This window comes from Pseudomonas baetica (assembly GCF_051216495.1).
GTDB lineage: Bacteria > Pseudomonadota > Gammaproteobacteria > Pseudomonadales > Pseudomonadaceae > Aquipseudomonas > Aquipseudomonas baetica_B.
This window is the reverse complement of the sequence record NZ_JBPKAM010000039.1, coordinates 1-23,971: the sequence shown is the minus strand read 5'-3', so window position 1 is coordinate 23,971 and position 23,971 is coordinate 1. Positions and strand designations below refer to the sequence as shown.

21 protein-coding genes, 1 tRNA gene and 1 pseudogene are annotated in these 23,971 nt (G+C 55.6%); 15 read left to right on the top strand and 8 right to left on the bottom strand.

Annotated elements, in window-relative coordinates:
• Positions 1 to 84: 84 nt before the first annotated feature.
• From ACSFE6_RS15525 to ACSFE6_RS15495, 7 genes are all read left to right on the top strand, one after another.
• Entirely contained in the window at positions 85 to 1,059 is a 975-nt protein-coding gene (locus ACSFE6_RS15525) for a PDR/VanB family oxidoreductase (protein ID WP_435428438.1), read from the top strand.
• A 46-nt stretch (positions 1,060 to 1,105) separates the two neighbouring features.
• Positions 1,106 to 2,425 (top strand): Rieske 2Fe-2S domain-containing protein, encoded by a 1,320-nt coding sequence (locus ACSFE6_RS15520; RefSeq protein ID WP_435428437.1) that lies wholly within the window; start codon positions 1,106 to 1,108, stop codon positions 2,423 to 2,425.
• Positions 2,425 to 3,651 (top strand): Gfo/Idh/MocA family protein, encoded by a 1,227-nt coding sequence (locus tag ACSFE6_RS15515; protein WP_435428436.1) that lies wholly within the window; start codon positions 2,425 to 2,427, stop codon positions 3,649 to 3,651. Before ACSFE6_RS15520 ends, ACSFE6_RS15515 begins: the two co-directional genes overlap by 1 nt.
• A complete protein-coding gene (locus tag ACSFE6_RS15510) occupies positions 3,648 to 4,640 on the top strand; it encodes an ABC transporter substrate-binding protein (RefSeq protein ID WP_435428435.1) in 993 nt (330 codons plus the stop codon). The genes ACSFE6_RS15515 and ACSFE6_RS15510 overlap by 4 nt, the downstream gene beginning before the upstream one ends.
• Positions 4,641 to 4,921: 281 nt before the next feature.
• Positions 4,922 to 6,208, top strand: a complete 1,287-nt coding sequence (locus ACSFE6_RS15505; RefSeq protein ID WP_435428434.1) for an OprD family porin — start codon at positions 4,922 to 4,924, stop codon at positions 6,206 to 6,208.
• Positions 6,209 to 6,302: 94 nt separating this feature from the next.
• Positions 6,303 to 7,151: a carboxylating nicotinate-nucleotide diphosphorylase gene (gene nadC, locus ACSFE6_RS15500; RefSeq protein WP_435428433.1), complete on the top strand. Its 849-nt coding sequence runs from the start codon at positions 6,303 to 6,305 to the stop codon at positions 7,149 to 7,151.
• A 301-nt stretch (positions 7,152 to 7,452) separates the two neighbouring features.
• The gene (locus ACSFE6_RS15495) at positions 7,453 to 7,635 is read left to right on the top strand and encodes a ribbon-helix-helix protein, CopG family (protein ID WP_435428432.1); all 183 of its coding nucleotides are present in this window, start codon (positions 7,453 to 7,455) and stop codon (positions 7,633 to 7,635) included.
• 64 nt (positions 7,636 to 7,699) lie between these two features.
• Here the strand turns inward: ACSFE6_RS15495 and ACSFE6_RS15490 are convergent, their stop codons facing one another.
• Positions 7,700 to 9,361: a SulP family inorganic anion transporter gene (locus ACSFE6_RS15490; protein ID WP_435428431.1), complete on the bottom strand. Its 1,662-nt coding sequence runs from the start codon at positions 9,359 to 9,361 to the stop codon at positions 7,700 to 7,702.
• A gap of 161 nt (positions 9,362 to 9,522) precedes the next feature.
• Here ACSFE6_RS15490 and ACSFE6_RS15485 point away from each other — a divergent pair, with 161 nt between their 5' ends.
• The 3 genes and pseudogenes from ACSFE6_RS15485 to ACSFE6_RS15475 all read left to right on the top strand — a co-directional run.
• A complete protein-coding gene (locus ACSFE6_RS15485; RefSeq protein WP_435428430.1) occupies positions 9,523 to 9,753 on the top strand; it encodes a hypothetical protein in 231 nt (76 codons plus the stop codon).
• A 24-nt stretch (positions 9,754 to 9,777) separates the two neighbouring features.
• Positions 9,778 to 9,969 (top strand): hypothetical protein, encoded by a 192-nt coding sequence (locus ACSFE6_RS15480; RefSeq protein ID WP_435428429.1) that lies wholly within the window; start codon positions 9,778 to 9,780, stop codon positions 9,967 to 9,969.
• A 46-nt stretch (positions 9,970 to 10,015) separates the two neighbouring features.
• Positions 10,016 to 10,159, top strand: a pseudogene (locus ACSFE6_RS15475) (LysR family transcriptional regulator); the annotation flags it as partial.
• A gap of 48 nt (positions 10,160 to 10,207) precedes the next feature.
• Here ACSFE6_RS15475 and ACSFE6_RS15470 read toward each other — a convergent pair.
• A complete protein-coding gene (locus ACSFE6_RS15470; protein WP_435428428.1) occupies positions 10,208 to 11,104 on the bottom strand; it encodes a LysR family transcriptional regulator in 897 nt (298 codons plus the stop codon).
• Positions 11,105 to 11,230: 126 nt separating this feature from the next.
• Here ACSFE6_RS15470 and ACSFE6_RS15465 point away from each other — a divergent pair, with 126 nt between their 5' ends.
• Positions 11,231 to 12,310: an alkene reductase gene (locus ACSFE6_RS15465; protein ID WP_435428427.1), complete on the top strand. Its 1,080-nt coding sequence runs from the start codon at positions 11,231 to 11,233 to the stop codon at positions 12,308 to 12,310.
• A 319-nt stretch (positions 12,311 to 12,629) separates the two neighbouring features.
• On the opposite strand, the gene ACSFE6_RS15460 is transcribed toward ACSFE6_RS15465, so the two are convergent.
• The 3 genes from ACSFE6_RS15460 to ACSFE6_RS15450 all read right to left on the bottom strand — a co-directional run bounded on the left by ACSFE6_RS15460 (position 12,630) and on the right by ACSFE6_RS15450 (position 15,036).
• Positions 12,630 to 13,280 (bottom strand): hydrolase, encoded by a 651-nt coding sequence (locus tag ACSFE6_RS15460; protein WP_435428470.1) that lies wholly within the window; start codon positions 13,278 to 13,280, stop codon positions 12,630 to 12,632.
• Positions 13,281 to 13,607: 327 nt separating this feature from the next.
• On the bottom strand, positions 13,608 to 14,555 hold the full coding sequence (locus ACSFE6_RS15455) for a LysR substrate-binding domain-containing protein (protein WP_435428426.1): 948 nt from the start codon (positions 14,553 to 14,555) through the stop codon (positions 13,608 to 13,610).
• Positions 14,556 to 14,946: 391 nt separating this feature from the next.
• A tRNA-Ser gene (locus ACSFE6_RS15450) sits at positions 14,947 to 15,036 on the bottom strand.
• A gap of 307 nt (positions 15,037 to 15,343) precedes the next feature.
• Here ACSFE6_RS15450 and ACSFE6_RS15445 point away from each other — a divergent pair.
• From ACSFE6_RS15445 to ACSFE6_RS15435, 3 genes are all read left to right on the top strand, one after another.
• The gene (locus ACSFE6_RS15445; RefSeq protein ID WP_435428425.1) at positions 15,344 to 16,033 is read left to right on the top strand and encodes a crotonase/enoyl-CoA hydratase family protein; all 690 of its coding nucleotides are present in this window, start codon (positions 15,344 to 15,346) and stop codon (positions 16,031 to 16,033) included.
• Positions 16,034 to 16,247: 214 nt separating this feature from the next.
• Positions 16,248 to 16,970: a lysophospholipid acyltransferase family protein gene (locus ACSFE6_RS15440; protein ID WP_435428424.1), complete on the top strand. Its 723-nt coding sequence runs from the start codon at positions 16,248 to 16,250 to the stop codon at positions 16,968 to 16,970.
• A gap of 142 nt (positions 16,971 to 17,112) precedes the next feature.
• Complete coding sequence (locus ACSFE6_RS15435) at positions 17,113 to 18,084, top strand: magnesium and cobalt transport protein CorA (protein WP_435428423.1); 972 nt, start codon at positions 17,113 to 17,115, stop codon at positions 18,082 to 18,084.
• Between the two features lie 95 nt (positions 18,085 to 18,179).
• Here the strand turns inward: ACSFE6_RS15435 and ACSFE6_RS15430 are convergent, their stop codons facing one another.
• From ACSFE6_RS15430 to ACSFE6_RS15420, 3 genes are all read right to left on the bottom strand, one after another.
• The gene (locus tag ACSFE6_RS15430; RefSeq protein ID WP_435428422.1) at positions 18,180 to 18,902 is read right to left on the bottom strand and encodes an amidotransferase; all 723 of its coding nucleotides are present in this window, start codon (positions 18,900 to 18,902) and stop codon (positions 18,180 to 18,182) included.
• 94 nt (positions 18,903 to 18,996) lie between these two features.
• Positions 18,997 to 21,141, bottom strand: a complete 2,145-nt coding sequence (locus tag ACSFE6_RS15425; RefSeq protein WP_435428421.1) for a 3-hydroxyacyl-CoA dehydrogenase NAD-binding domain-containing protein — start codon at positions 21,139 to 21,141, stop codon at positions 18,997 to 18,999.
• 24 nt (positions 21,142 to 21,165) lie between these two features.
• A complete protein-coding gene (locus ACSFE6_RS15420; RefSeq protein ID WP_435428420.1) occupies positions 21,166 to 22,371 on the bottom strand; it encodes an acetyl-CoA C-acetyltransferase in 1,206 nt (401 codons plus the stop codon).
• A 679-nt stretch (positions 22,372 to 23,050) separates the two neighbouring features.
• On the opposite strand from ACSFE6_RS15420, the gene ACSFE6_RS15415 reads away from it, so the two are divergent.
• Positions 23,051 to 23,872 carry a c-type cytochrome gene (locus tag ACSFE6_RS15415; protein WP_435428469.1) on the top strand — a complete coding sequence of 274 codons (822 nt, stop codon included), beginning with the start codon at positions 23,051 to 23,053 and terminating at the stop codon, positions 23,870 to 23,872.
• The last annotated feature ends 99 nt before the right edge of the window (positions 23,873 to 23,971 follow it).

The following is a 23,971-nucleotide window of genomic DNA, read 5'->3' as shown; positions in this document are numbered from 1 at the left end:
ACGTCCAAAAAACGTTAGATATCTACGCAACTCTCGATGCGCGGGTGTGCTCTGCCCGCGACCGGATGTAATGAGGAAACAGCGATGAGTAGTTCCGAACAGCTCGATGATGGATTCACAGGCCTCACGGTGACCGCCAAAACCGAGATTGCCCAAGGCATTTTCCGCTTCGAATTGGCCCACCCACAGGGGATGCTTCTGCCCGCGTTTACGGCTGGAGCGCACCTCAGGGTAAAGGTCCCCAACGGAAGCATCCGCAATTACTCATTGAGCAACGACCCGCAAGAGCGTGAGCGATATGTCATTGCGGTCAAGCGTGACGCCAACGGACGAGGCGGCTCGGTGAGCATGGCCGATGATATCGAGGTAGGTGACTTGTTGCCGGTGGCAACACCGTTAAATGAGTTCGAGCTGACCGAAAATGCCCGGCAATTCATCTTCGTCGCCGGAGGCATCGGTATTACCCCGATCCTGTCGATGATGCGTCACCTGAAAGCCAGCACCGACATCCCCTTCAAACTTTACTACTGCACCCGTAATCCCGAACTCACCGCCTTCAGGGCTGAGCTACTGGGCGCCGAATTTGTTAACACGGTCGTCATTCACCACGACTTCGGCAATCCAGCAGATGCTTACGATTTCTGGCCTGTTTTCGACAAACCAAGCAGCGGGACACATGTGTACTGCTGTGGTCCCCGCCCATTGATGGACAGCGTGCTGGACATGACAGGCCACTGGCCACCCGGCTCCATACATTTTGAAAGCTTCGGCGTCGACCAGAGTCGCTTCGCCGAAAACCGGCCCTTTTCGGCGACCCTCAGCCGGAGCGGAATCGACCTCGAAATCCCCGCCGACCGCTCGATTCTGGAGGTACTGCGCGATAACGGCATCCGGGCACCGAGTTCTTGTGAGAGTGGCACGTGCGGCTCTTGCCGTACCCGTCTGATTGAGGGTGACGTCGAGCATCGCGACATGGTGCTGCGTGAGGACGAACAGCACGATCAGATCATGATTTGCGTTTCCCGAGCCAGAAATGACGTGCTGGTACTCGACCTTTAGGCGAGACCTTTTTTCCAAACGATTTGTTGAACGCTGGAGATATTACATGTTGACCCCAGAAGAGAACCTGTTGCTCTGCCGCGTCGAAGGCGAAGCACCGATGGGCCAGATGATGCGCCGTCACTGGACGCCGGTGTGTTTGATCGAAGAAGTCAGCGAGCCCGACGGCACGCCTGTCAGGGCCCGTCTGTTCGGTGAGGACCTGGTCGTATTTCGCGACACTGATGGTCGCGTGGGTGTCATGGACGAGTATTGCCCCCATCGCCGCGTGTCACTGATCTACGGCCGCAATGAAAACTCAGGCTTACGCTGCCTGTATCACGGCTGGAAAATGGACGTGGACGGTAATGTGGTGGAAATGGTTTCCGAGCCTGCCGCCAGCAACATGTGCCAGAAGGTCAAGCACACGGCCTACAAAACCCGCGAATGGGGCGGTTTCGTCTGGGCCTACATGGGGCCACAGGACGCAATTCCCGAGTTTGTACCCCCGGCCTGGGCACCTCATGAGCATGTTCGGGTGAGCATCGCCAAGGCAATCATTCCCTGCAACTGGGCGCAGATCCTGGAAGGCGCCATCGACTCGGCACACAGCTCAAGCCTGCACTCATCCGACTTCGTTCCAGCCCGGGTCGGGGGGGCAGAAGCAACCTCGAAAAATTGGCTAAGACCCTCCACGGACAAAGCGCCGCGCATGCAAGTCGAGCGTACCAGCTATGGCTTCCGCTATGCCGCTCTACGCCGTCCTATCCAGAATGCCGCTACCAGCGAGTATGTACGCTCTACTGTGTTCGTAGCCCCGGCCACCGCACTGATTCCACCGAATAATTTGTACAACGTGGCGAATATCAACGTACCCATCGACGACACCCACACAGCCTTCTATTTCATGGCCTGGGGCAATCCCGATAACACTCCGGAAACAGAGACCTGGCGAAAGTTCCTCGGCCAGCAACCCGGCATCGATCTGGACGACAGTTACCGCCCGCTACGCAACGACGGGAACCGTTTTTTCCAGGACCGTGAAGCCATGAAAAACGGCAACTTTACGGGCATCAAGGGTTTCCCCAATCAGGATATCGCCATGTGGGTGACCATGGGGCCGATCGCCGATCGCTCCGATGAGCGCCTGGGTGCCAGTGACCTTGCGGTAGTGGAGTTCCGCCGGGTCATGCTGGATGCCGTGGCAGCATTTCAGGCGGGTGAAACCGCTATTGGTACAGGTGAGAAAGCGATCCCTTCCAGAATCTGCTCGTTCCAGGCGATCGTGTCCAAGGATATCGACTGGCGTGATTATCAAGCTCGTTACGTATGGGCCCTGGATGACACCAACATAGTCGCAGAGCCTGATTACGAGGTTCATACGTGATGACCAGCCATGCTGAATCCACGGCTCGGCTACGTCTGGGAGTGGTCGGTCTGGGCCGGGCATTCACCCTCATGCTGCCTACCTTCCTGGCCGATCGCCGTGTCCAGTTGGTAGGCGCCTGTGATCCTCGTGAACAAGCCCGCAGGCAATTCGAACGGGATTTCGATGCGCCCGCATACGAAGCCATCGAGGACCTGGCAGCCGACAGCAATGTCGATGCCTTATACATTGCCAGCCCGCATCAGTTTCATGCCGAACACACCCGTATAGCTGCGGCTAACAGCAAGCACGTGTTGGTCGAAAAACCCATGGCGTTGTCGTTGGACGAGTGCGACCAAATGATTGCCGATTGCGCTAATGCCGGCGTGAAACTGATCGTTGGGCATTGCCACAGCTTCGATACCCCGTACCTGCGTACCCGGGAGCTGATCGGTAGTGGCGAATTCGGCGCGGTCAAGATGATTCAAGCGCTGAACTACACCGACTACCTGCAACGCCCTCGCCGACCGGAAGAGCTCTCGACCGCTGAAGGCGGCGGAGCCGTATTCAGCCAAGCCGCCCATCAAGTAGACGTGGTCCGTTTGCTGGCGGGCAGTCGAGCTACCCGTGTCCGCGCGGCAGTGGGTAACTGGGACCCAGCACGGCCAACTGAAGGCGCCTACACAGCCACTTTATGGTTCGAGAATGGGGCATTCGCCTCCATTACCTACAACGGCTACGGACACTTCGACTCCGACGAGTGGATGGACTGGGTCGGGGAAATGGGCAAGCCCAAAAATCCCGAAGCTTACGGCGGTGCCCGTCGGTTATTGCAACAGGTGCAATCGGCAGATGAGGAGGCGCGGCTCAAAGCTGAAGGCACTTATGGCGGCGCACGTTACGTCAGCCCCTCTACTGCCGACAACGCGACGGCCTTCCAGCATTTCGGCCCGATTATTGTGTCGTGCGAAGGTGGCGACCTTAGGCCTATGGCGGATGCCGTCATGATTTACGGGCCTGATAGCCGTGATCGACTGGCGCTGGAGCGACCAGCCGTACCGCGTTCCGAAGTCATAGACGAACTGTATCTGGCGCAATTCTACGGGGTCACTCCGCTGCATGACGGCGAGTGGGCTCGTGACACGTTGGAGATCTGCCTCGCCATGCTGCGATCCAGCGAAGAACAACGCGACATCACACTGGGTGTGAATGTTGAAGCTACTCAATCCTGCGAGAACCCATCATGAACAAGTTGAACTTATCCATTGCAGTGGGTAACTACGATCGTATCCGACCATTGGTGGATGGCGAAGTACAGATCGATGGGGTCGCCCCAATTTTTATGCTGCAAGATCCCGAAGAAATCTTCTTTCGCGCATTTCGCCATGCTGACTACGACATCTGCGAGTTATCGTTGAGCAGCTACAGCGTTAAAACCGCAGCGGGCACCAGTCCCTATATTGCTGTTCCTGTCTTCCCGTCCCGTGCGTTTCGCCACACCTCGATCTACATCCGCAATGATCGCGGAATCGAGTCGGCGGCAGACCTCAAGGGCAAACGTATCGGTGTGCCGGAGTACCAGTTGACAGCGAACGTATGGGTTCGACTGTTCCTGGAAGAAGACCATGGTTTAAAAGCGTCTGATGTCACCTGGGTCCGTGGCGGGTATGAAGAGACCGGGCGTCTGGAGAAAATTGTTCTGAAGCTACCGGCGGATGTAATCGTCGAGAACGCACCGGAGACTGAAACGATTTCTGGCATGCTCGCCTCTGGTGAGCTGGATGCCGTGATCGGTCCACGGGCACCTTCCTGTTTCACCCAGGGCCATCCCAAGGTCAGCTATCTCTATCCTGATCCTCAAGGAGCGGCCTCGGACTGGTATCGCCGCACTCAGCTATTCCCGATCATGCACGTGCTGGGGATCCGGCGCACGTTGGCCGAACAGCACCCATGGTTACCCGGAGCCGTTGCCAAAGCATTCGAGAAGTCCAAGTCCGTAGCGCTGCACAAATTGAGCGACACCTCCGCCACCAAGGTAACGCTACCGTTTATCGAGGATCAGTTACGAGCAGCGCGCCAACTGCTCGGTGAAGACTTCTGGTCCTATGGTTTCGAAGCTAACCGCCACGTACTCGGTCGCTTCCTGGAACGCCATCACGCCGAAGGACTATCGTCACGCTTGCTTCAGCCTGAGGATCTGTTCCATCCAGCTTCGTTGGAGAGTTTCAAGATTTAACGGAAGTCATCGCGAAAGCTCACCCCTTGAACAAAAGTTAGAGGGTACTTAGTGCACTGAGCATGGTAATAGATTTTGTGGCTGCCCCTATTGTGCGGTTAGATGGCGGCCACATTTTTTAACGCCGATTATATTGGCGATCGCCATGTACGAAAACACACGCAAATATAAGGTCAAGTAAAAACATACATACATGCGGAACGACCAAGAGGCCTGGCTAGTTGCCAATGATAAACAGGCCTGGCGAACACCTGTGAATAATAAAAATAAGGAAGGTGACAATGAATAAAAAAACACATAAAACGCTGATGCCTTGTCTGCTTATCGCATTGCCCTTCGCCCCATCTTTTGCGGCGGCGGACATCTTGAAAGACAGCAAAGGCAATCTTGAACTAAAAAACTTCTACTTCAATCGCGACTTCAGAGACTCGACGGCCACTGATTCCAAGCGAGAAGAGTGGGCTCAGGGCTTAATCGTTAATCTCCAGTCCGGCTTTACCGACGGACCTGTTGGTTTTGGATTGGACGCGCTTGGCATGTTGGGCCTGAAACTTGACTCTAGCCCTGGCCGATCAGGTACAGGACTTCTATCTCGCGACAGTGATCGACGGGCCTATGATGAATACTCGAAGCTTGAACTGACAGCGAAGGCTAAATTTTCTGAAAGTGAGTTAAGGATCGGCGGGCTGAATCCAGTTCTTCCCTTGCTGGCTTCAAACAATACACGACTTTTGCCACAAGTATTTAACGGTGTGCAACTGTCATCAAAGGATATCAAATCGTTGACTGCGACTTTTGGTCAAGTCGACTCCGTCAAGCAGCGTGACTCAACCGACTCTGAAGATCTGTCTGCCAGCTCTCAACTAGGCGGCTACTCCTCTACCATCACCAGTGATCATTACACATATGCGGGATTCGACTATCAACTACTCCCTTCACTCAATGTGGCGTATCAGCACAGCGACCTGGAAAACTTGTTTCGACGGGACTACGTCGGTTTAAAGTTCAACACACCCTTGTCCAAAGGTCGCGTGTTTGCTGAAGTCAGATACTTTGACGGGCAAGAAAGCGGCAAAAAACTACTGGGAAAAGTGGATAACCGGACGATCAGTAGCAATGCGGGCTATTCGGCGATGGGGCACACCTTCAGTGCGGGTTATCAAGCGGTATCCGGCGCGACGGCATACCCGTATGTAAATGGTACGGACACCTATCTGTTTGGTGAAATGCTGGTGAGCAACTTCGCTCTTGCAAATGAAGACGTCTGGTATGCCGGATATTCGTATGACTTTGCCGCCCTCGGCTGGCCTGGTCTGACATGGAATCTGCGTTATGCGAAAGGAGAAAACGTCGATCCCGCGAATATTAAAACGGTGAAGGCAACGTCGCTCAGGGCGGCAGGTTCCGACGGTGAGGAGTGGGAAAGAAGTTCTGATATCACTTACGTAGTCCAAAGCGGCGCGTTGAAAAATGTTTCATTCCGATGGAGGAACGCAATCAATCGATCCACTTACTCAGATGGGGCCGATGAGAACCGACTCATCATTGGATATGTCCATAACTTTTGATTGATAGCCATGCTCAGGTGCAATGCTCGTCTGGACTCTGCACTTGGGCGTGGCGGGATGATATTTCGTTATTTATTGATTCAGGTGGGCTGGAATGAAAAATATAGAACTGAGGGGCTTGGGTTCCGAGATTGATGAAAACGTACGCAGAGCATTATTGGAGGATATCGGAAGTGGTGACATCTCCGCGCAGCTTGTGCCGTCCGCTCGCTTGGCCAGCGCAAAAATCATTACCAGGGAACCTTGCATCATCAGTGGTGTGTCGTGGGTGGAGGCCGTCTTTCGCCAACTGGATCCGCTTGTCATCCTGAAGTGGAACGTCAAGGATGGAGAGCGCACGGAACCCAATCAAACCGTATTACATTTAGAGGGCCCTGCCCGCTCTTTATTGACCGGTGAGCGAACCGCGTTGAACTACTTGCAATTTCTCTCGGGCGTCGCGACACAATCCCGACGGTTAGCGGATAAAGTTGCGCATACTCAAGTCAAGTTGCTCGACACTCGAAAAACTATCCCTGGCCTTCGGCTCGCGCAAAAATACGCCGTCACTTGCGGTGGTTGCCATAATCATCGCATTGGTCTCTACGATGCCTTCCTCATCAAAGAAAATCATATTGCAGCTTGTGGTGGTATTCTCGAAGCTATCAACGCTGCCCGTCTCATTGCGCCAGGTAGACCCGTAGAGGTTGAAGTGGAAAGCCTGCGCGAAATGCGAGAAGCACTGAAAGGTGGAGCGGATTTAATCATGTTCGACGAGCTGAGTCTGGATGACATGCGTGAAGGCGTTCGACTCAACAACGGACAGGCCCGGCTTGAAGCCAGCGGCGGAATCAACGAAAGTACACTGGTAGCTGTCGCAGAAACCGGGGTTGACTATATATCGATTGGTGCTCTAACTAAAAATATAAAGGCAATTGACTTGTCTATGCGCTTGAGTATTTAAAGTATCAGATTGTACTCTGCCGAGCCGTGCGTTCCATTAGTTTAGTCAACAATGGAATTTCTACTGGGGGAAACATCTGGCCAGCACTGTTTGTGCTGGCGATTGATAGTCAGTTTTCCCTGCCATGCCCATCAGATTCTTTGCGCCTTCGAATATGCCGGTAAGCGCAAGCAGGACCACCGTGAACGATTCCTGGCCGAGATGGATCAGGTCATGCCCTGACGTACCTGGACGGTGACAAACAAAACCCTCGGCATTACAATTTGATTATCATTGATCAAATCAGGGTCCCGGCAACTCCATGGAAAACAAGACTGCACGACTGACTGTGCTCATTGATCCCGTCAAGAAAAAAGCCCTTGAGGAGCTCTGTGCAGCTCAGGATCTGACGCCTTCACAGGTCGTCCGTCAGCTTATTCGAGACTACCTGGAGACGCATGGCGTGTCCTACTCGACCAAAAACAAAAAAGTGGCGGTTAAATAATGCGTTCGCGAATGGGCTGGCGTGAAAAAGGGCCAGCTCATCGCTCTACCTGCAGCATTCCAGTTCAGCTATCGCCTGGCGGCTTCTCACTCGCGACATAGCTGTTCAGTGCCCCCTTGAAGTCCGCATGATAATGCTCTGAACCGAGCGCCTGAAGTATCCCTGCCCTGTCCAGCTTGCCAAGAACTTTCTCATTGGCTTCGCACAGTTTTACGACGATGCTGCGCTGACGTAAGTGCTCAATGACTTCAAGCAGTGTTTGCAAGCCCGTTATATCCATGAACGGCACTCGCTTCAGACGAAGAATCAAAGTCCCGGGATCCGTATGCGTTTGAGCCAGAACACGTTCAAAGGTTTCTGCTGCGCCAAAAAAGAGCGGCCCTTCAACGGTATAAACCAAAACGCCAGGCGGAAGATGAGCATGCCCATTGAACCGCAACTCAACTTCCAGCTCTTTTTCGACCATTTGCTGCACCTCGACTGAAGATGCCATCCGACGCATGAATTGGAGCATGGCAAGAATGACACCGATGTTCACGGCGATCGTTAAATCACTCAAAACGGTCAGACTGAAGGTTATGAGAAGTATCGCGACATCGGCTTTTGGGGCTCGCTCGACCATGCGTTTGAAGTGTTTCATCTCACTCATGTTGTAAGCAACGACAAACAGGATCGCAGCCAGAGTACACAGCGGAATATCCGAGGCCAAAGGCGCCAGCAAAGAAATCAGTAAAATCAATGTGAACGCATGGACAACCCCGGCAATCGGACCGGTTCCGCCATTGCGGATGTTGGTGGCCGTTCGAGCAATCGCACCGGTTGCAGCAAAACCACCGAACAAAGGAGTGACCAGGTTGGCGATGCCTTGGCCGATCAGTTCCTGATTGGAGTCGTGCCTGGTGCCCGCCATCCCGTCAGCGACAACAGCAGACAGTAATGACTCGATAGCCCCCAACATTGCAATGGCGAACGCCGGGCCGATCAACTCGATCACCTGCGGTATGGTTATTTCAGGCAGACCCATGGTTGGCAGCCCTTGAGGAATCCCCCCAAACGCACTGCCAATCGTCGCAACGCCGGCAAACTGAAAACAAGACTGAGCAACCGTCACAATGACCATGGCAACCAAAGGCCCCGGCACACGCTTTAAGCCAGGAACTCTGGGAGACATGAGGACCAACAGCAAACTCAAAAGCGCCAACAGTGTTGTGGGCATATGCAGGTGGGGAAGCGCCTGAAGCAGATGCCAAAGCCGCTGATGGAAATGTTCACCGCTGATTTTCGGCAAACCGAAAAAGTCTTTCCATTGCCCTACCCAAATGATCACGCCAATGCCAGCGGTGAATCCGACAATCACAGGGTCGGGGATGAACTTGATGATGGCCCCAAGCCTGCTGATACCGAGCAGCAACAGGATCACCCCGGCCATCATCGTTGCTATCTGCAAGCCGTCAACACCGTACTTAGCGGTCACTCCAGCCAAAATAACGATGAAAGCCCCTGTCGGACCAGCAATCTGAAGACGACTCCCACCAAAGAGAGAAACCAAGAGGCCGCCAATAATGGCCGTGTAAATCCCTTGCTCAGGCTTGACACCTGAGGCGATGGCAAACGCCATGGCCAAGGGCAACGCCACGACACCGACGATAACCCCGGAGACGACATTTCGAAGCCAGTGCTCTGGCCTTAACAGGCCTGCTTTCCACGCTTCTCGTATCGCAATCATGACTAGCCTCTCTCCGCGCTCATGTGCATAATATTCACATGCCATGATAATAGTAAAGCCATCGGATTACCCTACCCATCACCCCTTGAGCGCGCTGAAAATCCAGCGTGCCCCCCCCTATCACACCCATGGACAGAATGTGTCCACACTCGGAGAACCGCATGAAACGCGAAGAGGTTAAAGCCAAACACGGTGAAGGCATGCGCTTCGACACGCACGTGATCGCTAACCCGGCCAACACGAACGAGTGGATCATCCTGTTCAAAAAAGAGGCAGGAAGAAGTTACTTCCTGGTCAATGACAACGAAGAAATCGAGTCATTTCGGCACCTGGATGACGTGATTCATGAGCTTCGGGACATTGGCATCAAGTCTGCCGAAGTTCACTTCTAATGACCCCGCTTCTGGAGTTTGAGCATGTCAGTCAAGGTTGAGCGGTTGTCTAACCAGCGCGAAGAGCAATGGTCAGTTTGCTTCGGTGGCCGTAACATTCAGTTTCGTGATGAGCAGAGTGCTAGGGATTATGCGGCCACACTCAAAGAAAGAATCGAAGCACCACATGCTTTGCCTGAAGAAGTAGTAGCTGAGTCGGCAATCAAACTCGACTAATCAATTGAAGTGACCGAAGGCGCCTCTCCCTTACTTCCACGCCTACATCGATCCCCGAATAAAACGCCGTCATATTGTTTGCTTTCTCGAGGTCGCGCGCCAGGGCAGCCTGGCACGTGCTTGCGACAACCTGGCAATCAACCAGCCAACGCTATCCAAAACGCTTAAGGAACTGGAAACCCTGCTGGCTCTGCCACAAGTCGAGAGTTCTGACCCATTTAAGAGAGCCATTGGTGAGCTACAAAACGATGCCCGTCAGAAAACGTGTTGGGAACGCATTGCAGAGATACTCCACGAAGGCGGTAATTTTGGAGCTGACCAGTCGCCGGGAAGTATGGAGGACCCAAAGTTCAATGGGGCGATCGAGCATGCGGCCCCATACGACGAGCTCATGCTTGCTCACGGTACTTTCTACCAATGATCTGGGAAGCAATGCCGCGCCCGCGCCAGCTATCACAGCATCACGCATCGAAAGCATCGACGTCATTCGAATTCGCACGTCGGGCATGACGCTATTCAGTGTGTCGCCATCCTGATAGCGCCACAGACCGCCGTCATATCTGCTGGCGTATACGATCGCGGGCACGGTGGGTATCTCCCCTGCGGGCGCTGCAGTCGGGCACTTGAGTGAAGGCGACGCGACCAGCAACATTTCGTCTCGTGCGAAACAGCGCCCCACCAGTGTCGCATCGGGGCTCGGATTGATGCGTATCACCACGTCGTAGCCATCCTCCACCAAATCCGTGACGCGGTCTTCGGCCGTGATGTCCAGGCGCACTTCGGGATAGGCCTTTGCAAAACCGGCCGCCAGGCGACCGAGCAGAGTGGATGAGAACAGCATGGGTGCGCTGATGCGCAATCGGCCGCGCGGCGTTGACAGACCTGCGGCCGCCATTTCGCCGGCCTCTACGATTTCCCCCAACGGACCCTGGATGCGCTCCAGTAATGCCTGCCCTTCCTCCGTTAAGCGAAGTGAGCGCGAACCGCGCTCAAGCAGCCTTATCCCAAGACTATGTTCCAAGTCCATGACTCGTCTGGACAAGGTGGCCTTGGGCCGTCCGCTGGCGCGGCTGGCTTTTCCAAAACCGCCTTGAGAAGCAACTAGAAGGAAATCAGCCAACGCGGACAAGTCCATAGATCGATCCAAATTTGAGACAAATAGTCCAAACAATACAGTCTTTACCATATAAATTGGAACAATCTATTGTGTGGTCCATGCGCTTCACGCGCTATCTCCCGGCCTCTTACAGCGGAATACACGATGACCACTCTTTGGGATCAAATTCGAATCGGACGAATGAACCTTCCGCATCGCCTGGCGATGTCCCCGCTAACCCGCAGCCGCGCAATGCCCGGCGGCACGCCGAGCGAATTTGCTGCCGAGTACTACTCGCAGCGTGCCTCGTTTGGCCTGCTCATATCCGAAGGCACTCAGCCGTCCGAGGATGGCCAAGGCTTCGTTAACTCCCCAGGGATTCATTCCGACTCCCATGTAGTTGGCTGGCGCGAAATCACCGACGCGGTACATGCGAAAGGCGGCCATCTATTTATCCAGATCATGCACGCGGGGCGTATGTCCCATCCGGACAACACGCCGCATGGGCGCCAGGCGGTAGCGCCGTCGGCCATAGAACCCGATGCACAAATCTACACGCCCACCGGCCTGAAGCAGGTACCTGAACCGCGGGCGCTGTCCCTTGAAGAAATCCACACCACTGTTGCTGACTTCCGCCAAGCCGCCGCCCGCGCTATCGAGGCGGGAGCAGACGGCGTAGAAATCCATGCGGCCAATGGCTATCTCATCCAGCAATTCCTTTCGCCCAATGCCAATACCCGCGAGGATATCTATGGCGGGTCAATTCCTAACCGCATACGCTTTGCGTTGGAGGTCGCGACAGCGGTGATTGAAGAGATTGGCGCCGACCGCACGGGCATCCGCTTGTCACCGGGCTCACGCCTGGGTGGCATCGATGAAGGTTCGAACTATGGCGAGCTGTACCGCACGCTCGTGGCTGCGCTTGCGAAATTAGATCCAGCTTACCTGCACATCGCACATAACGGGGACGAGCCGCTCCTGAAGGATATCCGGGCCCTTTGGCCCAATGCCTTGCTGGTCAACCGCATAAATCGGCCTCTGGAACTCATTGGGCAGGACGTCGAGGCCGGCTTGGCGGATGTGTCTCCGGTCGGCAGATGGGCGCTTGCCAACCCGGATTTCGTACAGCGCCTGCGCACCGGCCACCCCCTGAACGAAGCTGATCCGCAGACCTTCTACGGGGGTGGATCACACGGTTATACGGACTATCCACGACTGCAGGAACAGATGCAGGCCGTTGACTGATCTTTTGCGTACATAGCTGTCACGTCAATCCCCAAGGGCTTGACCTCTATGCCAAGTGCTTCGCAGATGCCCTCCAGCGCAAACTGCAACAGGCGTATTAAGGGCAGCACAACATACGGCAATCGGTACATCTTGACCAATCAGCCATTGTCAGCCGAACTTAATAGGTGACATTCATTACGCTTGAAAAACATATAATAAGCCTGCGTCGAATCACTGCGAAAGAATCAGCTAAGGCCATAAAAAGAAAGCCGGAAGTAAGGGATACTTACTTCCGGCTTCCTGAGCTATAAAATCAACTGGAAACTAAAAGAAATTCTTATTTCTTCTTACCTTCCTGGGCATGGAACATGGATTTGGCGTAGAAGATACCGAGGCCATGTGCACCACCGTGCTTCTGAGCGATGTTGGTAACTGCTTCGTAAGTGCTCTGGCGAGACCAGTCACGCTGGTATTCGTAGAGAACTTGCATCCACGTCACAGGTTGAGCACCGGCCTGCACCATGCGCTGAACAGCGGCGTCGTGCGCTTGCTTGCTCGAACCACCCGAAGCGTCCACAACGATGTAAACCTCGTAGCCTTCTTCCAGTGCGCTCAGCACCGGTAGGGTCAGGCAAACCTCAGTCCACAAACCAGCCATTACCAGTTTTTTACGACCAGTTTCCTTAACCGCGCTGACCACGTTCTGATCTTCCCAGGCATTCATGATTGTCCGATCAATAATCGGAGCATTCGGGAAGACCGAGGTAATGTTTGGATCCAGGGGACCTGCAAAGGTAGTAGACGAGATCGAGGTCAGTACCGTCGGAACTTTGAAAGCCTTAGCAGTTTCAGCCAAGGCTGCAACGCTGTTCATCACTTCATTGCGGCTTTCATTTTCCACACCGAAATACATTTGCGGCTGATGGTCGATCAAAATGACAGTCGAGTTTTCGGGAGTCAGCAGCTTGGAACTAGGGCCAGAGGCCATAGCCGATACAGAAGTAACGCCTATTACGAGGGCAGCCAATATATGCCTTAACTTCATTTTAATCACCGATAACTTATATTAAACGCATCGCGCGTATTTTGAACCCGCCGAAAGACGGACTATCAAAAGTCCACGAAGCCGTGAGGAGAGGCAATGAACTTTGATGCGCAAAGAGTAAGACCAGGCGATCAGATTAAAAATAGAAATTATAGAATTCCATCATTTCCATTTTTGACATCTCAGATTCGCCTTCATTAGAAGCATTCGCAGTCGCAGGACATCTGAATGCTCTAACGACCTAAAAGCCTGGCTCGATCTCTCCAGCTATCAAGCATCGGGAGCAAGTGGGCTAAGACTTACAGGGGTGCGCACCCAAGACTCATTTGCCATGCATGTCGCTAGATAGTTGATTAACGCCTGCACTCGCGCCGGACGCCTGCGCCCCGGTGGCGTCAAAATATGCAGCTCGATCGGATCGACAACCCAATCTTGCATTGCTACCTCCAGTTGGCCTGTCTGGAGTTGATTCCAAACCAGGAACTCTGCATGCAGTGCCAGCCCCTGACCTGCCAACAACGCTGGAGTCAAGGCCTCTGCGTTGTTGGCATGGACCTGTGCGCGTACGATTTGGGAGTATTCCCCGTGTTGGGGATGGCGAAAACGCCAGCTTTCGCCGGTTCCCGAATTGCTGTACTGCAAAGCCCGATGGTTGACTAGGTCGTGGGGATGCTGAGGGCGACCGTATCGTTCAAAGTATGCAGGCGCTCCAACAAGCAGGACGCGAACTTGGCATATTCGCCTTACCAATAAGCTGGAGTTTTCCATATTGGAGATCCGAACTGCCAAGTCGTATCTGCCATCTATCAAATTTACCTTTTCATCGTTGAACTGCACATCAAGGGTGATATCAGGATGTGCAGCCATGAATTCCGGCAGCATGGGGGCCAGGCGCATAATCCCAAACGACATTGGAGCTGCCACACGGATTCGTCCTTGTAAGGTCGTGGATTTCTCCCTCACGGCCGCTTCCAAGGCCTTCCCTTCCTCCAGGATACGAGCAGCAGTTTCTAAAGCGGCTAACCCGCTCTCAGTTAAAGATATGCGCCTTGATGTGCGATGAAAAAGCGTCGTGTTAGTACGCTTCTCAAGGCGGGTTACCGCTTTGGACACCGTCGCCTGCGATAACGAAAGATCATTGGCGGCGCGAGCAAATGAACCAGTCTCCGCGACCTTTGCGAATATTGCCCAAGCTTCTAGATCGGGAAGTTTATTCATGATGACTGTAGGCCAACCTATAACTTTTCAAGTAATTTTCCATCAGCATACTATCTAAGCAAGCGGCAGTGGGTAGTCTTGGCATCCACGTCAACATGAGCTCGCTCCGGCGTGTCGACACGTCCAGTCAATAAGCTACACATTCCAAACTACTGAATAACGGTATGAATTGCTCCCGCTTGATCAGGCGCCTATCAAGGGTCGCTTATGACCGATCTCTGCGCCCTTTCGCCAATTTGAAACGTCCAGACACCTCTCTTGAGACACCACAATCAACAGTCAAAATTGTCCTTCAGCCCCATATCGGCCCCATGGGGGAATTTTTCAGACGGCAAAAACCACAAACCCCCGATTTCCTCTAGGAAAATCAGGGGTTTGCGTTTTGGGAATATGGCGGTGAAGGAGAGATTCGAACTCTCGATACAGTTTCCTGTATACACACTTTCCAGGCGTGCTCCTTAAGCCACTCGGACACTTCACCGTATCTCTTCAAACATGTTCTGTCTGTCGAGGCGCGCTAATGTAGTCGAAAGCTTTTCTGATGGCAAACATTTTTTTCAGAATTTTCATGCGCTTAACGCAGTTAGTCGTTTCGAGCCATCCGGGTAATGGCAAACCGGCCAATCTCAGGTTCATCGTGCGCGCCTATATAGAGGGCAATGCGCCGCTGGCGTGGCGCAGTACACGTGGTGGATAGGTAAAGGGTGACTGGCGGGTCAGTCACAGCGCTTTACCTGGCCCTTGGCCGTGGGTAACGTCTGCCCAACTTTATTGAAAGGAATAGCGTCATGAGTGAGTTGATTTCTTACCATCTCGAAGACGGTATCGCGACCCTGACCCTGAGCAATGGCAAGGTCAATGCCATTTCTCCAGACGTGATTGCTGCGTTCAACGCTGCGCTGGATCGCGCGGTGTCTGATCGTGCGGTGGTGATCATTACAGGTCAGCCTGGGATTCTCTCGGGCGGTTACGATTTGAAAGTCATGACATCCGGGCCAAAAGAAGCCGTCGCGCTGGTGACGTCCGGTTCGACACTGGCCCGTCGCCTGTTGTCGCATCCGTTCCCGGTGATTGTGGCTTGCCCTGGTCATGCGGTGGCCAAGGGCGCGTTCCTGTTGCTGTCCGCCGATTACCGCATCGGTGTCGACGGCCCGTTCAGCATTGGTCTGAACGAAGTACAGATCGGCATGACCATGCACCACGCCGGCATCGAGTTGGCTCGTGATCGCCTGCGCAAATCGGCGTTCCACCGCTCGGTGATCAATGGTGAGATGTTCAATCCGCAGAGCGCCGTGGATGCCGGTTTCCTCGACGTGGTGGTATCGACTGAGGAACTGCAAGGTGCCGCTCTGGCGGCTGCGCGCCAGTTGAAAAAGATCAACATGACCGCCCACAAGAACACCAAACTGAAGGTGCGCAAGGCGCTGCTGGAAACCCTGGACAACGCGATCATCCAGGATCAGGAACACTTGGGCTGAGCCCAAACCTGCTGCTACGAAAAGCCCGACCGTCGTGTCGGGCTTTTTCTTACGTACGCTGTAGAAAATCCTGCAACCGCTCTAGCTCGCGTCTGACCCATAAGTCGGAAACATGTACTTAAACATCGGCTATCTCCCGCTTCTTTAGCGGCAATTGCCGAAAACAGTGCACATCCGTACACTGCGCCACCTTTTGTCCCGGTGGGGCCTGAAAATGCTGTTTGCTTTACGTATGTCATTGATGGGCCTGCACTTTATGGTCGCGGGTGTGCTGGGTGTGATTCTCGGGCTGTGCCGCCCGTTCAACCCGGACAACAGTCGCCTGTGTGCACGCCTCTATGCGTGGCCGGCGATGTGCATTCTGCGCTTGCGGGTCAAGGCCGACGTCGGACCGTTGATGGATAAACCCGACAGCTGCGTGATCATTGCCAACCACCAGTCCAACTACGATCTGTTTGTCTTCGGCAACGTGGTGCCTCGTCGCACCGTGTGCATCGGCAAGAAGAGCCTGAAATGGGTCCCTTTGTTCGGTCAGTTATTCTGGCTGGCCGGCAATGTGCTGATCGACCGTGGCAATGCACAGAAAGCCCGCCAGTCGATGTTGACCACCACCCATACCCTGCAAAACGAAGACACCTCGATCTGGGTCTTCCCGGAAGGCACGCGCAACCTGGGCGAAGAGCTGTTGCCGTTCAAGAAAGGTGCCTTTCAGATGGCCATCGCGGCCGGCGTGCCCATTGTGCCGGTGTGTGTGAGCAGTTACATCAAGCACATACGCTTGAACCGCTGGCGCAGTGGGAAAATTCTCATCCGTTCATTGCCGGCCATTCCTACGGCGGGACTGACGCTAGATGACATGCCGATGCTGATTGCCCAGTGCCGCGAGCAGATGCGCGATTGCATCGACTCAATGGACCGGCAACTGCAAGCCGCTTGAATGAAACCCGCCCTGTGCGGGTTTTCTTTTGCCCATAAACGTACAGATTTCACTGACGCCCCAGCAGCAGACAAGGCTAAGCTGAGTATCGCCCGCTACTTTTTGCTAATGAACGCCTGCTAATAAGAAGTGAATCACCATCATGGGTAGAGTTGTTGCTGCTGCGGTATACAGCGCTGGCAAGAGAGTCACCAATATCACCCTCGACGAAGGCGCGGCCTGGGCTGCAAAGCCCGGTCACTTTGTCTGGATCGGCCTTGAAGAGCCGAGTGCCGAGGAACTGTACAACCTGCAACGCCAGTTCAATCTCCACGAGCTGGCCATCGAAGACGCCCTGGAAAAACACAGTCGACCGAAGCTGGAAACCTTCGGCGATGCACTGTTCATCGTCACCTACTCCCCCATTCGGGAAGAGGGCAAGCTCAAGTTCATCGAGACGCATATCTTTGCCGGCAACGGCTACATCATTACTGCGCGCAACGGTCACTCGGCGTCCTACGCCTATGTCCGACAACGCTGTGAGGCGCGTCCATTGTTGCTGGAGCACGGGGAAGATTTCGTACTCTACGCCATCCTCGACTTCGTCATTGAGAACTATCAGCCGATGGGCGAAGCCATCCATGCCGAGATCGATGAGCTGGAACGCAACGTCATGTGCGGCACGCTGAACGAACGCGATATCCAGGACCTTCACGGCCTTCGACGCGATGTGTTGCGTCTGCGTCGTTACGCGGCGCCGATGGTAGAGATCGGCGAAGAACTGCAAAGGCTGAGCTTTCCCTTCATCGACAAGACCATGCGCCCCTACTTCCGCGACGTGCAGATTCATGTCACCCGTCAAATGGAAGACCTGGCCACGCTGGCGGACATTGCCAGCCAGACCATTGAGGTCGGGGTGTTGCTCGAGGCGTCACGCCAGAGCGTGGTGCAACGCAAGTTCGCGGCATGGGCGGCGATCCTGGCGTTCCCGACGGCGGTGGCCGGGATTTACGGGATGAATTTCCAGAACATGCCCGAACTGGCCTGGCATTACGGGTATTTCGGGGTGCTGGGACTCATTACGGTGGGGTGTGTGAGCTTGTGGGCGAGTTTCAAGAAGTCGGGGTGGTTGTAGAAAAGAATGCAGTGCCTGCAAAATTCGCGAGCAGGCTCGCTCCCACATTCGACCGGGTTTCAATGTGGGAGCGAGCCTGCTCGCGAATAACTGCGTTAAACAGTTTCTGGCTTGTGCGCCACAAACCGCATCATCCATTCGGCCACCGTGGTGCCGTGGTGTTCGCTTTCCAGGCTGGCGATGCCTTTGGAATAAACCTGCTCGCCCAGCGCTTGCTGACGGATCTCCAGCAAGGCTCGGGAATAGTCGTGAATGAACTCAGGATGCCCCTGGAAGCACAGCACTTGGTCGTTGATGTGGTACGCGGCATACGGGCAGAAATCGCTGGAGGCGATCACCGTGGCGTTTTCCGGCAGTGAGGTCACCTGATCCTGATGGCTGATCAACAGGGTCAGCTCTTCGCGCACCGGGCTCATCCACGGCGCCTTGGCGGCGAGTTTGTAGTTGTGGGTGCCGACACCCCAGCCCTGGGTCGCACGCTCGCTCTTGCCGCCGAGCAGTAACGCCAGCAGTTGGTGGCCGAAGCACACGCCCAACAGCTTGTCGCCCCGTTCATAGCGGGTCAGCAGGTATTGCTTGAGAGTCTGGATCCATGGGTCGGTGCCGAAGGAATCGGCCTTGCTGCCGGTGACCAGGTAGGCGTCGAAGGTCAGGTCATCGCTGGGATAATCACCCTGTACCACGTTGTAGATCGTGAATTCAGCAGCAATGGGTTGCTGCGAAAACAGGCGCTTGAACATCTGCCCGTAGCCCTGATATTGGTCGACCAATTCCGGACGCAGGTTGTCGGTTTCCAGAATGCAGATGCGTAACGACATAAAAAATACCTGACACGTGATGGGAATAATGCACACCCCAGAGCCTGCCTCGAAACACCGCGTCAAGGCAAGCCCCGCAAGGTGTCACCGATCCCTAAAACGCCTCCCCTTTGGCCGCTTTCTCCAACAGCAATGCCGGCGGCGCGAAGCGCGAGCCGTATTGTCCGGCCAGGTACTGGGCGCGGGCGACGAAGTCCTTGATCCCGTACTGGTTGATGAACTGCAGCGCACCACCGGTCCAGGCGGCGAAACCGATGCCGAAAATCGAACCGACGTTGGCGTCCGCCGTCGAGGTTAAAACGCCCTCCTCCACACAGCGCACGGTTTCAATCGCTTGCACGAACAGCAGGCGGTCACGCACGTCCTGGGGCGAAATCTGCCCGTCAGCCTTTTCAAAGCGTTTTTTCAGTTCCGGCCATAGATGCTTTTGACCACCGGCCGGGTACTCGTAGAAACCACCGCCCGCAGCCTTGCCTGGACGTTTGTATTCATTGAGCAGCAAGTCGATCACCGCAAAGGCCGGATGCTCGGTCAGCGGCTTGCCTTCCGCTTGCAGATCCTTTGCGGTTTGCTGGCGAATATGGCTCATGAGGCTGAGAGACACTTCGTCAGAGATCGCCAGCGGCCCAATGGGCATGCCGGCCTTACGCGCTTCGGTCTCGATCATCGGCGCACTCACGCCCTCGCCCAGCATCGCAATGCCTTCATTGGTAAAGGTGCCGAACACCCGGGAAGTGAAGAACCCTCGACTGTCGTTGACCACAATCGGCGTTTTCTTGATCTGCAGGACGAAATCGAAGCCACGAGCCAGGGTTTCGTCGCTGGTGTCGGCACCCCTGATGATTTCCACCAACGGCATTTTGTCCACGGGACTGAAGAAATGCAGGCCGATGAACTTGCTCGGGTCCGGCACCGCCGTCGCCAGGCCGCTGATCGGCAAGGTCGAGGTATTGGAGGCGATCACCGCGTCGGTGCCGACAATTTTTTGCGCTGCCAATGAGACCTTGGCTTTCAGCTCGCGGTCTTCGAATACGGCTTCGATGATCAAATCACAACCGGCCAGATCTACGTCGCTTTCCGAGGTATGGATGCGTGCCAGAACGGCTTCGCGTTGCTCGGCACTCATCTGCCCCCGCGCCACTTTCTTGTCCAGCAATGCCGCCGAATGCGCCTTGCCCTTTTCGGCTGCCGCGAGATTGATGTCCTTGAGCACCACGTCGATGCCGGCCGACGCGCTGACAAAAGCGATGCCCGCGCCCATCATCCCGGCGCCGAGTACACCGACTTTACGTGTGACATAAGGGGCAAAGCCCTGTGGTCGCGAGCCGCCAGCATTGATCTCGTTGAGCTGGAACCAGAACGTGCCGATCATGTTTTTCGAGACCTGGCCGGTGGTCAACTCGGTGAAATAGCGGGTTTCGATCAAATGCGCGGTGTCGAAATCCACTTGGGCGCCCTCGACGGCGGCACAGAGGATTTTCTCCGGGGCCGGCAGGCAACCCTGGGTTTTGCTTCGCAGGATCGACGGCGCAATGGCCAGCATCTGTGCGACTTTCGGGTTCGATGGCGTGCCACCGGGAATCTGGTAACCCTTCACGTCCCAACGCTGCACAGCCGTCGGGTTGGCAACAATCCACGCCCGCGCCTTGGCCAGCAGCTCATCGCGATCCGCCGCCAATTCATCAATCAACCCCGCTTGCAACGCCTGTTGCGGCCGTACCTTCTTGCCTTCGAGCAAATACGGCAGGGCTTTTTCCAGACCGAGCATACGCACCATGCGCACCACCCCGCCGCCGCCCGGCAACAGCCCGAGGGTCACTTCCGGCAAGCCGAGTTGCACCGACGGGTTGTCCAGCGCCACGCGGTGATGGCAGGCCAGGCAGATCTCCCAGCCACCACCCAGCGCCGCGCCATTGATCGCCGCGACCACCGGTTTGCCAATGGTTTCCAGGGTACGCAGTTGCCCTTTTAGGCTGAGCACCATGTCGTAAAAGGCTTTGGCGTCGGGTTTGCCGACCTTGATCAATTCATTGAGGTCGCCGCCGGCGAAGAAGGTTTTCTTCCCCGATGTGATGATGACGCCGGCGATGTCGTCCTTTTCGGCCACCAGGCGGGACACGCAGTCAGCCATGGCTTCGCGGTACACTGCGTTCATGGTGTTGGCGCTCTGGCCGGGCATGTCGATGGTCAGGGTGACGATACGGTCCTGGCCCTTTTCGTAACGAATGGCGTGTGTCATGGAAGGTTTCCTTGAAGTCCGGGCTCAGAGGCGTTCGATGATGGTGGCAATGCCCATGCCGCCGCCGACACACAGGGTCGCGAGGCCATAGCGCAGGTGCCGGTTTTCCAGCTCATCGAGCAAGGTGCCGAGAATCGCGCAACCGGTGGCGCCCAGTGGGTGGCCCATGGCGATCGAGCCACCGTTGACGTTGACCTTGTCCGGGTCGATGGCCATGTCCTTGATGAACTTCAACACCACCGAGGCAAATGCCTCATTGACCTCGAACAGGTCGATGTCCTCGACCCGCAACCCGGCCTTGGCCAACGCCTTGCGGGTGGCCGGCGCGGGGCCGGTGAGCATGATGGTCGGGTCGGTGCTGGTCACCGCCGTGGCGACGATCCGCGCCCGTGGCTGCAACCCCAGCTGCCGCCCCTTGGCTTCGGAGCCGATGAGCATCAACGCCGCACCATCGACGATCCCGGAGCTGTTACCAGGCGTGTGGACGTGGTTGATCCGCTCCACATGGCTGTAGACCCGCAGTGCAGTGGCATCGAACCCCATCTGCCCGATCATTTCGAAACTCGGCTTGAGCTTGCCCAGCCCCTCCATGGTCGATTCGGCACGAATGAACTCATCGTGATCGAGCAGGATGATGCCGTTCTGGTCCTGCACCGGTACCAGCGACTTGTTGAACGAGCCATCAGCCCGCGCCCGCGCGGCTTTCTGTTGCGAATGCAGCGCGTAGGCATCGACGTCCTGACGGCTGAAGCCTTCGAGCGTGGCGATCAGGTCGGCGCCCACGCCCTGGGGGGTGAAATGGCTGTGCAGGTTGGTTTCCGGGTCCAGCGCCCAGGCCCCGCCGTCGCTGCCCATGGGAACGCGCGACATGGATTCGACGCCACCAACCACCACCAGGTCTTCGAAGCCGGAACGCACTTTCATCGCCCCGAGATTCACTGCTTCCAGGCCCGATGCACAGAAGCGATTGATTTGCACCCCGGCCACACTGACGTCCCAATCTGCCACTTGGGCGGCGGTTTTTGCGATGTCGGAGCCTTGATCGCCGATGGGCGTCACGCAACCGAGCACCACGTCATCGACCTGACGGGTGTCCAGGGCGGTCCGCTCCTGCAATGCCCTGAGCAACCCGGCCACCAAATTCACCGGCTTGACGCTGTGCAAGGCGCCATCGGCCTTGCCTTTGCCACGGGGCGTGCGTAATGCATCGAAAATCAAAGCTTCGTTCATGACGTCCTCGATCTTGTTGTTGTGAAGCAAAAGATCGCAGCCTGCGGCAGCTCCTGCAGGAAACCGCGCTCTTCGTAGGAGCTGCCGCAGGCTGCGATCTTTTGATCTTTAAGGAACTGTCACCTTGATTCCGAGCCGCCGGGGATTCAATGACCGCAACGCTCACCGACATTGACGCTCACGCTCAGACGGACGGTCGTCAACAAACGGGTAAACCCTTTCTTGACGCGCAGGTGTCTAGCCAAAGGCCGCCCAAGAAGATGGCAAAAGGCCTCATTCCGTTTTAATAGCAATTGATGAGAACTCCATACTAAATGGATCTAAAGCACGGGTGACGCGGGCTCTAAGGTGAACATGTACGAAGTTGTCGTCGGGTTTTGCCGAGGCGCTCGTCCTACAGGAAGTGCAACGTTTGCCGTCATGGAGTCGGGCAGGCAGGCATCAGGAAATAACAAAAAAAAAGGCGGTCAGCCATGTTCAAACAATCGAAAGTTCGTCAAGCGGGTCTCATTCTCTTTGCCACCACACTGTTGTTGATCGTGCCAAACCTGACCAAGGTCATCGGCTAGTCGGTTTACGAAAATAAGGCATCAGAACTTTTTATCGCCACGTTAAAAATGTGACTGGCTCGCTACCCGGGCCAGCGTGGCTGTGCCAACCTTTGCGGCACTTCCACGACATGGACGGCGATCATTTGAAAACGCTCATTATGTTCGGGGCCTTGCTGCTCAGCACGCCTCTGTCTGCCGCACAGCTGAACCTGGAGCTGGGCGAGAACAGTCGCACCTGGCAGACCGAGGAATTGCTCAAGCATCCTCAGGTCCGGACCATCACCATCCCCAATGATGTTTCCTACAAGCGCGACATGAGCTATCGCGCTGTTCCTTTGTCGGCGCTGTTGACCGACGTCAAACCCGAAGAACATTTGCAAGCCGTTGCGCTCGATGGTTTTGCCGCGGAGTTGTCGGCGGCACCACTGCTCAACACCCAGGGCGCCCGCGCCTGGCTGGCCATTGAAGACCCGGCAAAGCCGTGGCCGCCGCTATCAGAAGGCAAACACAGCGCCGGACCGTTTTACCTGGTCTGGACCGATCCGCGGGCCGGCAACATCAGCCCCGAACAATGGCCGTTCGAAGTCGCCAGCATCAAGCGCATGGCACCGGTGGCCGAGCGCTTCCCTGCCCTGCTGCCCGATCCGGCGCTGAAGGCAGACGACCCGGTGAACAAGGGCTTTGCCCTGTTTCAGAAAAACTGCCTGGCGTGCCACCGATTGAACGGTGCCGGGGATTCGCAGTTCGGACCGGACCTGAATATTCCGTACAACCCGACCGAATACTTCGGAGCGGACTTCCTCAAGCACTATATCCGTGACCCGCAGAGTTTGCGCCAATGGCCGCAAGCGAAGATGCCCGGGTTCTCGGCCGAGGTGCTGCCGGATGAGGACCTGGGGATGCTGGTGGGGTATTTGAAACATATGGTGGGGCGCAAAATCAGGCCCTGACAAATTGCCCCTGTGGGAGCGAGCCTGCTCGCGAAGGCAGTGTGTCAGTCACGAATGTGCTGACTGATCGGCCGCTTTCGCGAGCAGGCTCGCTCCCAC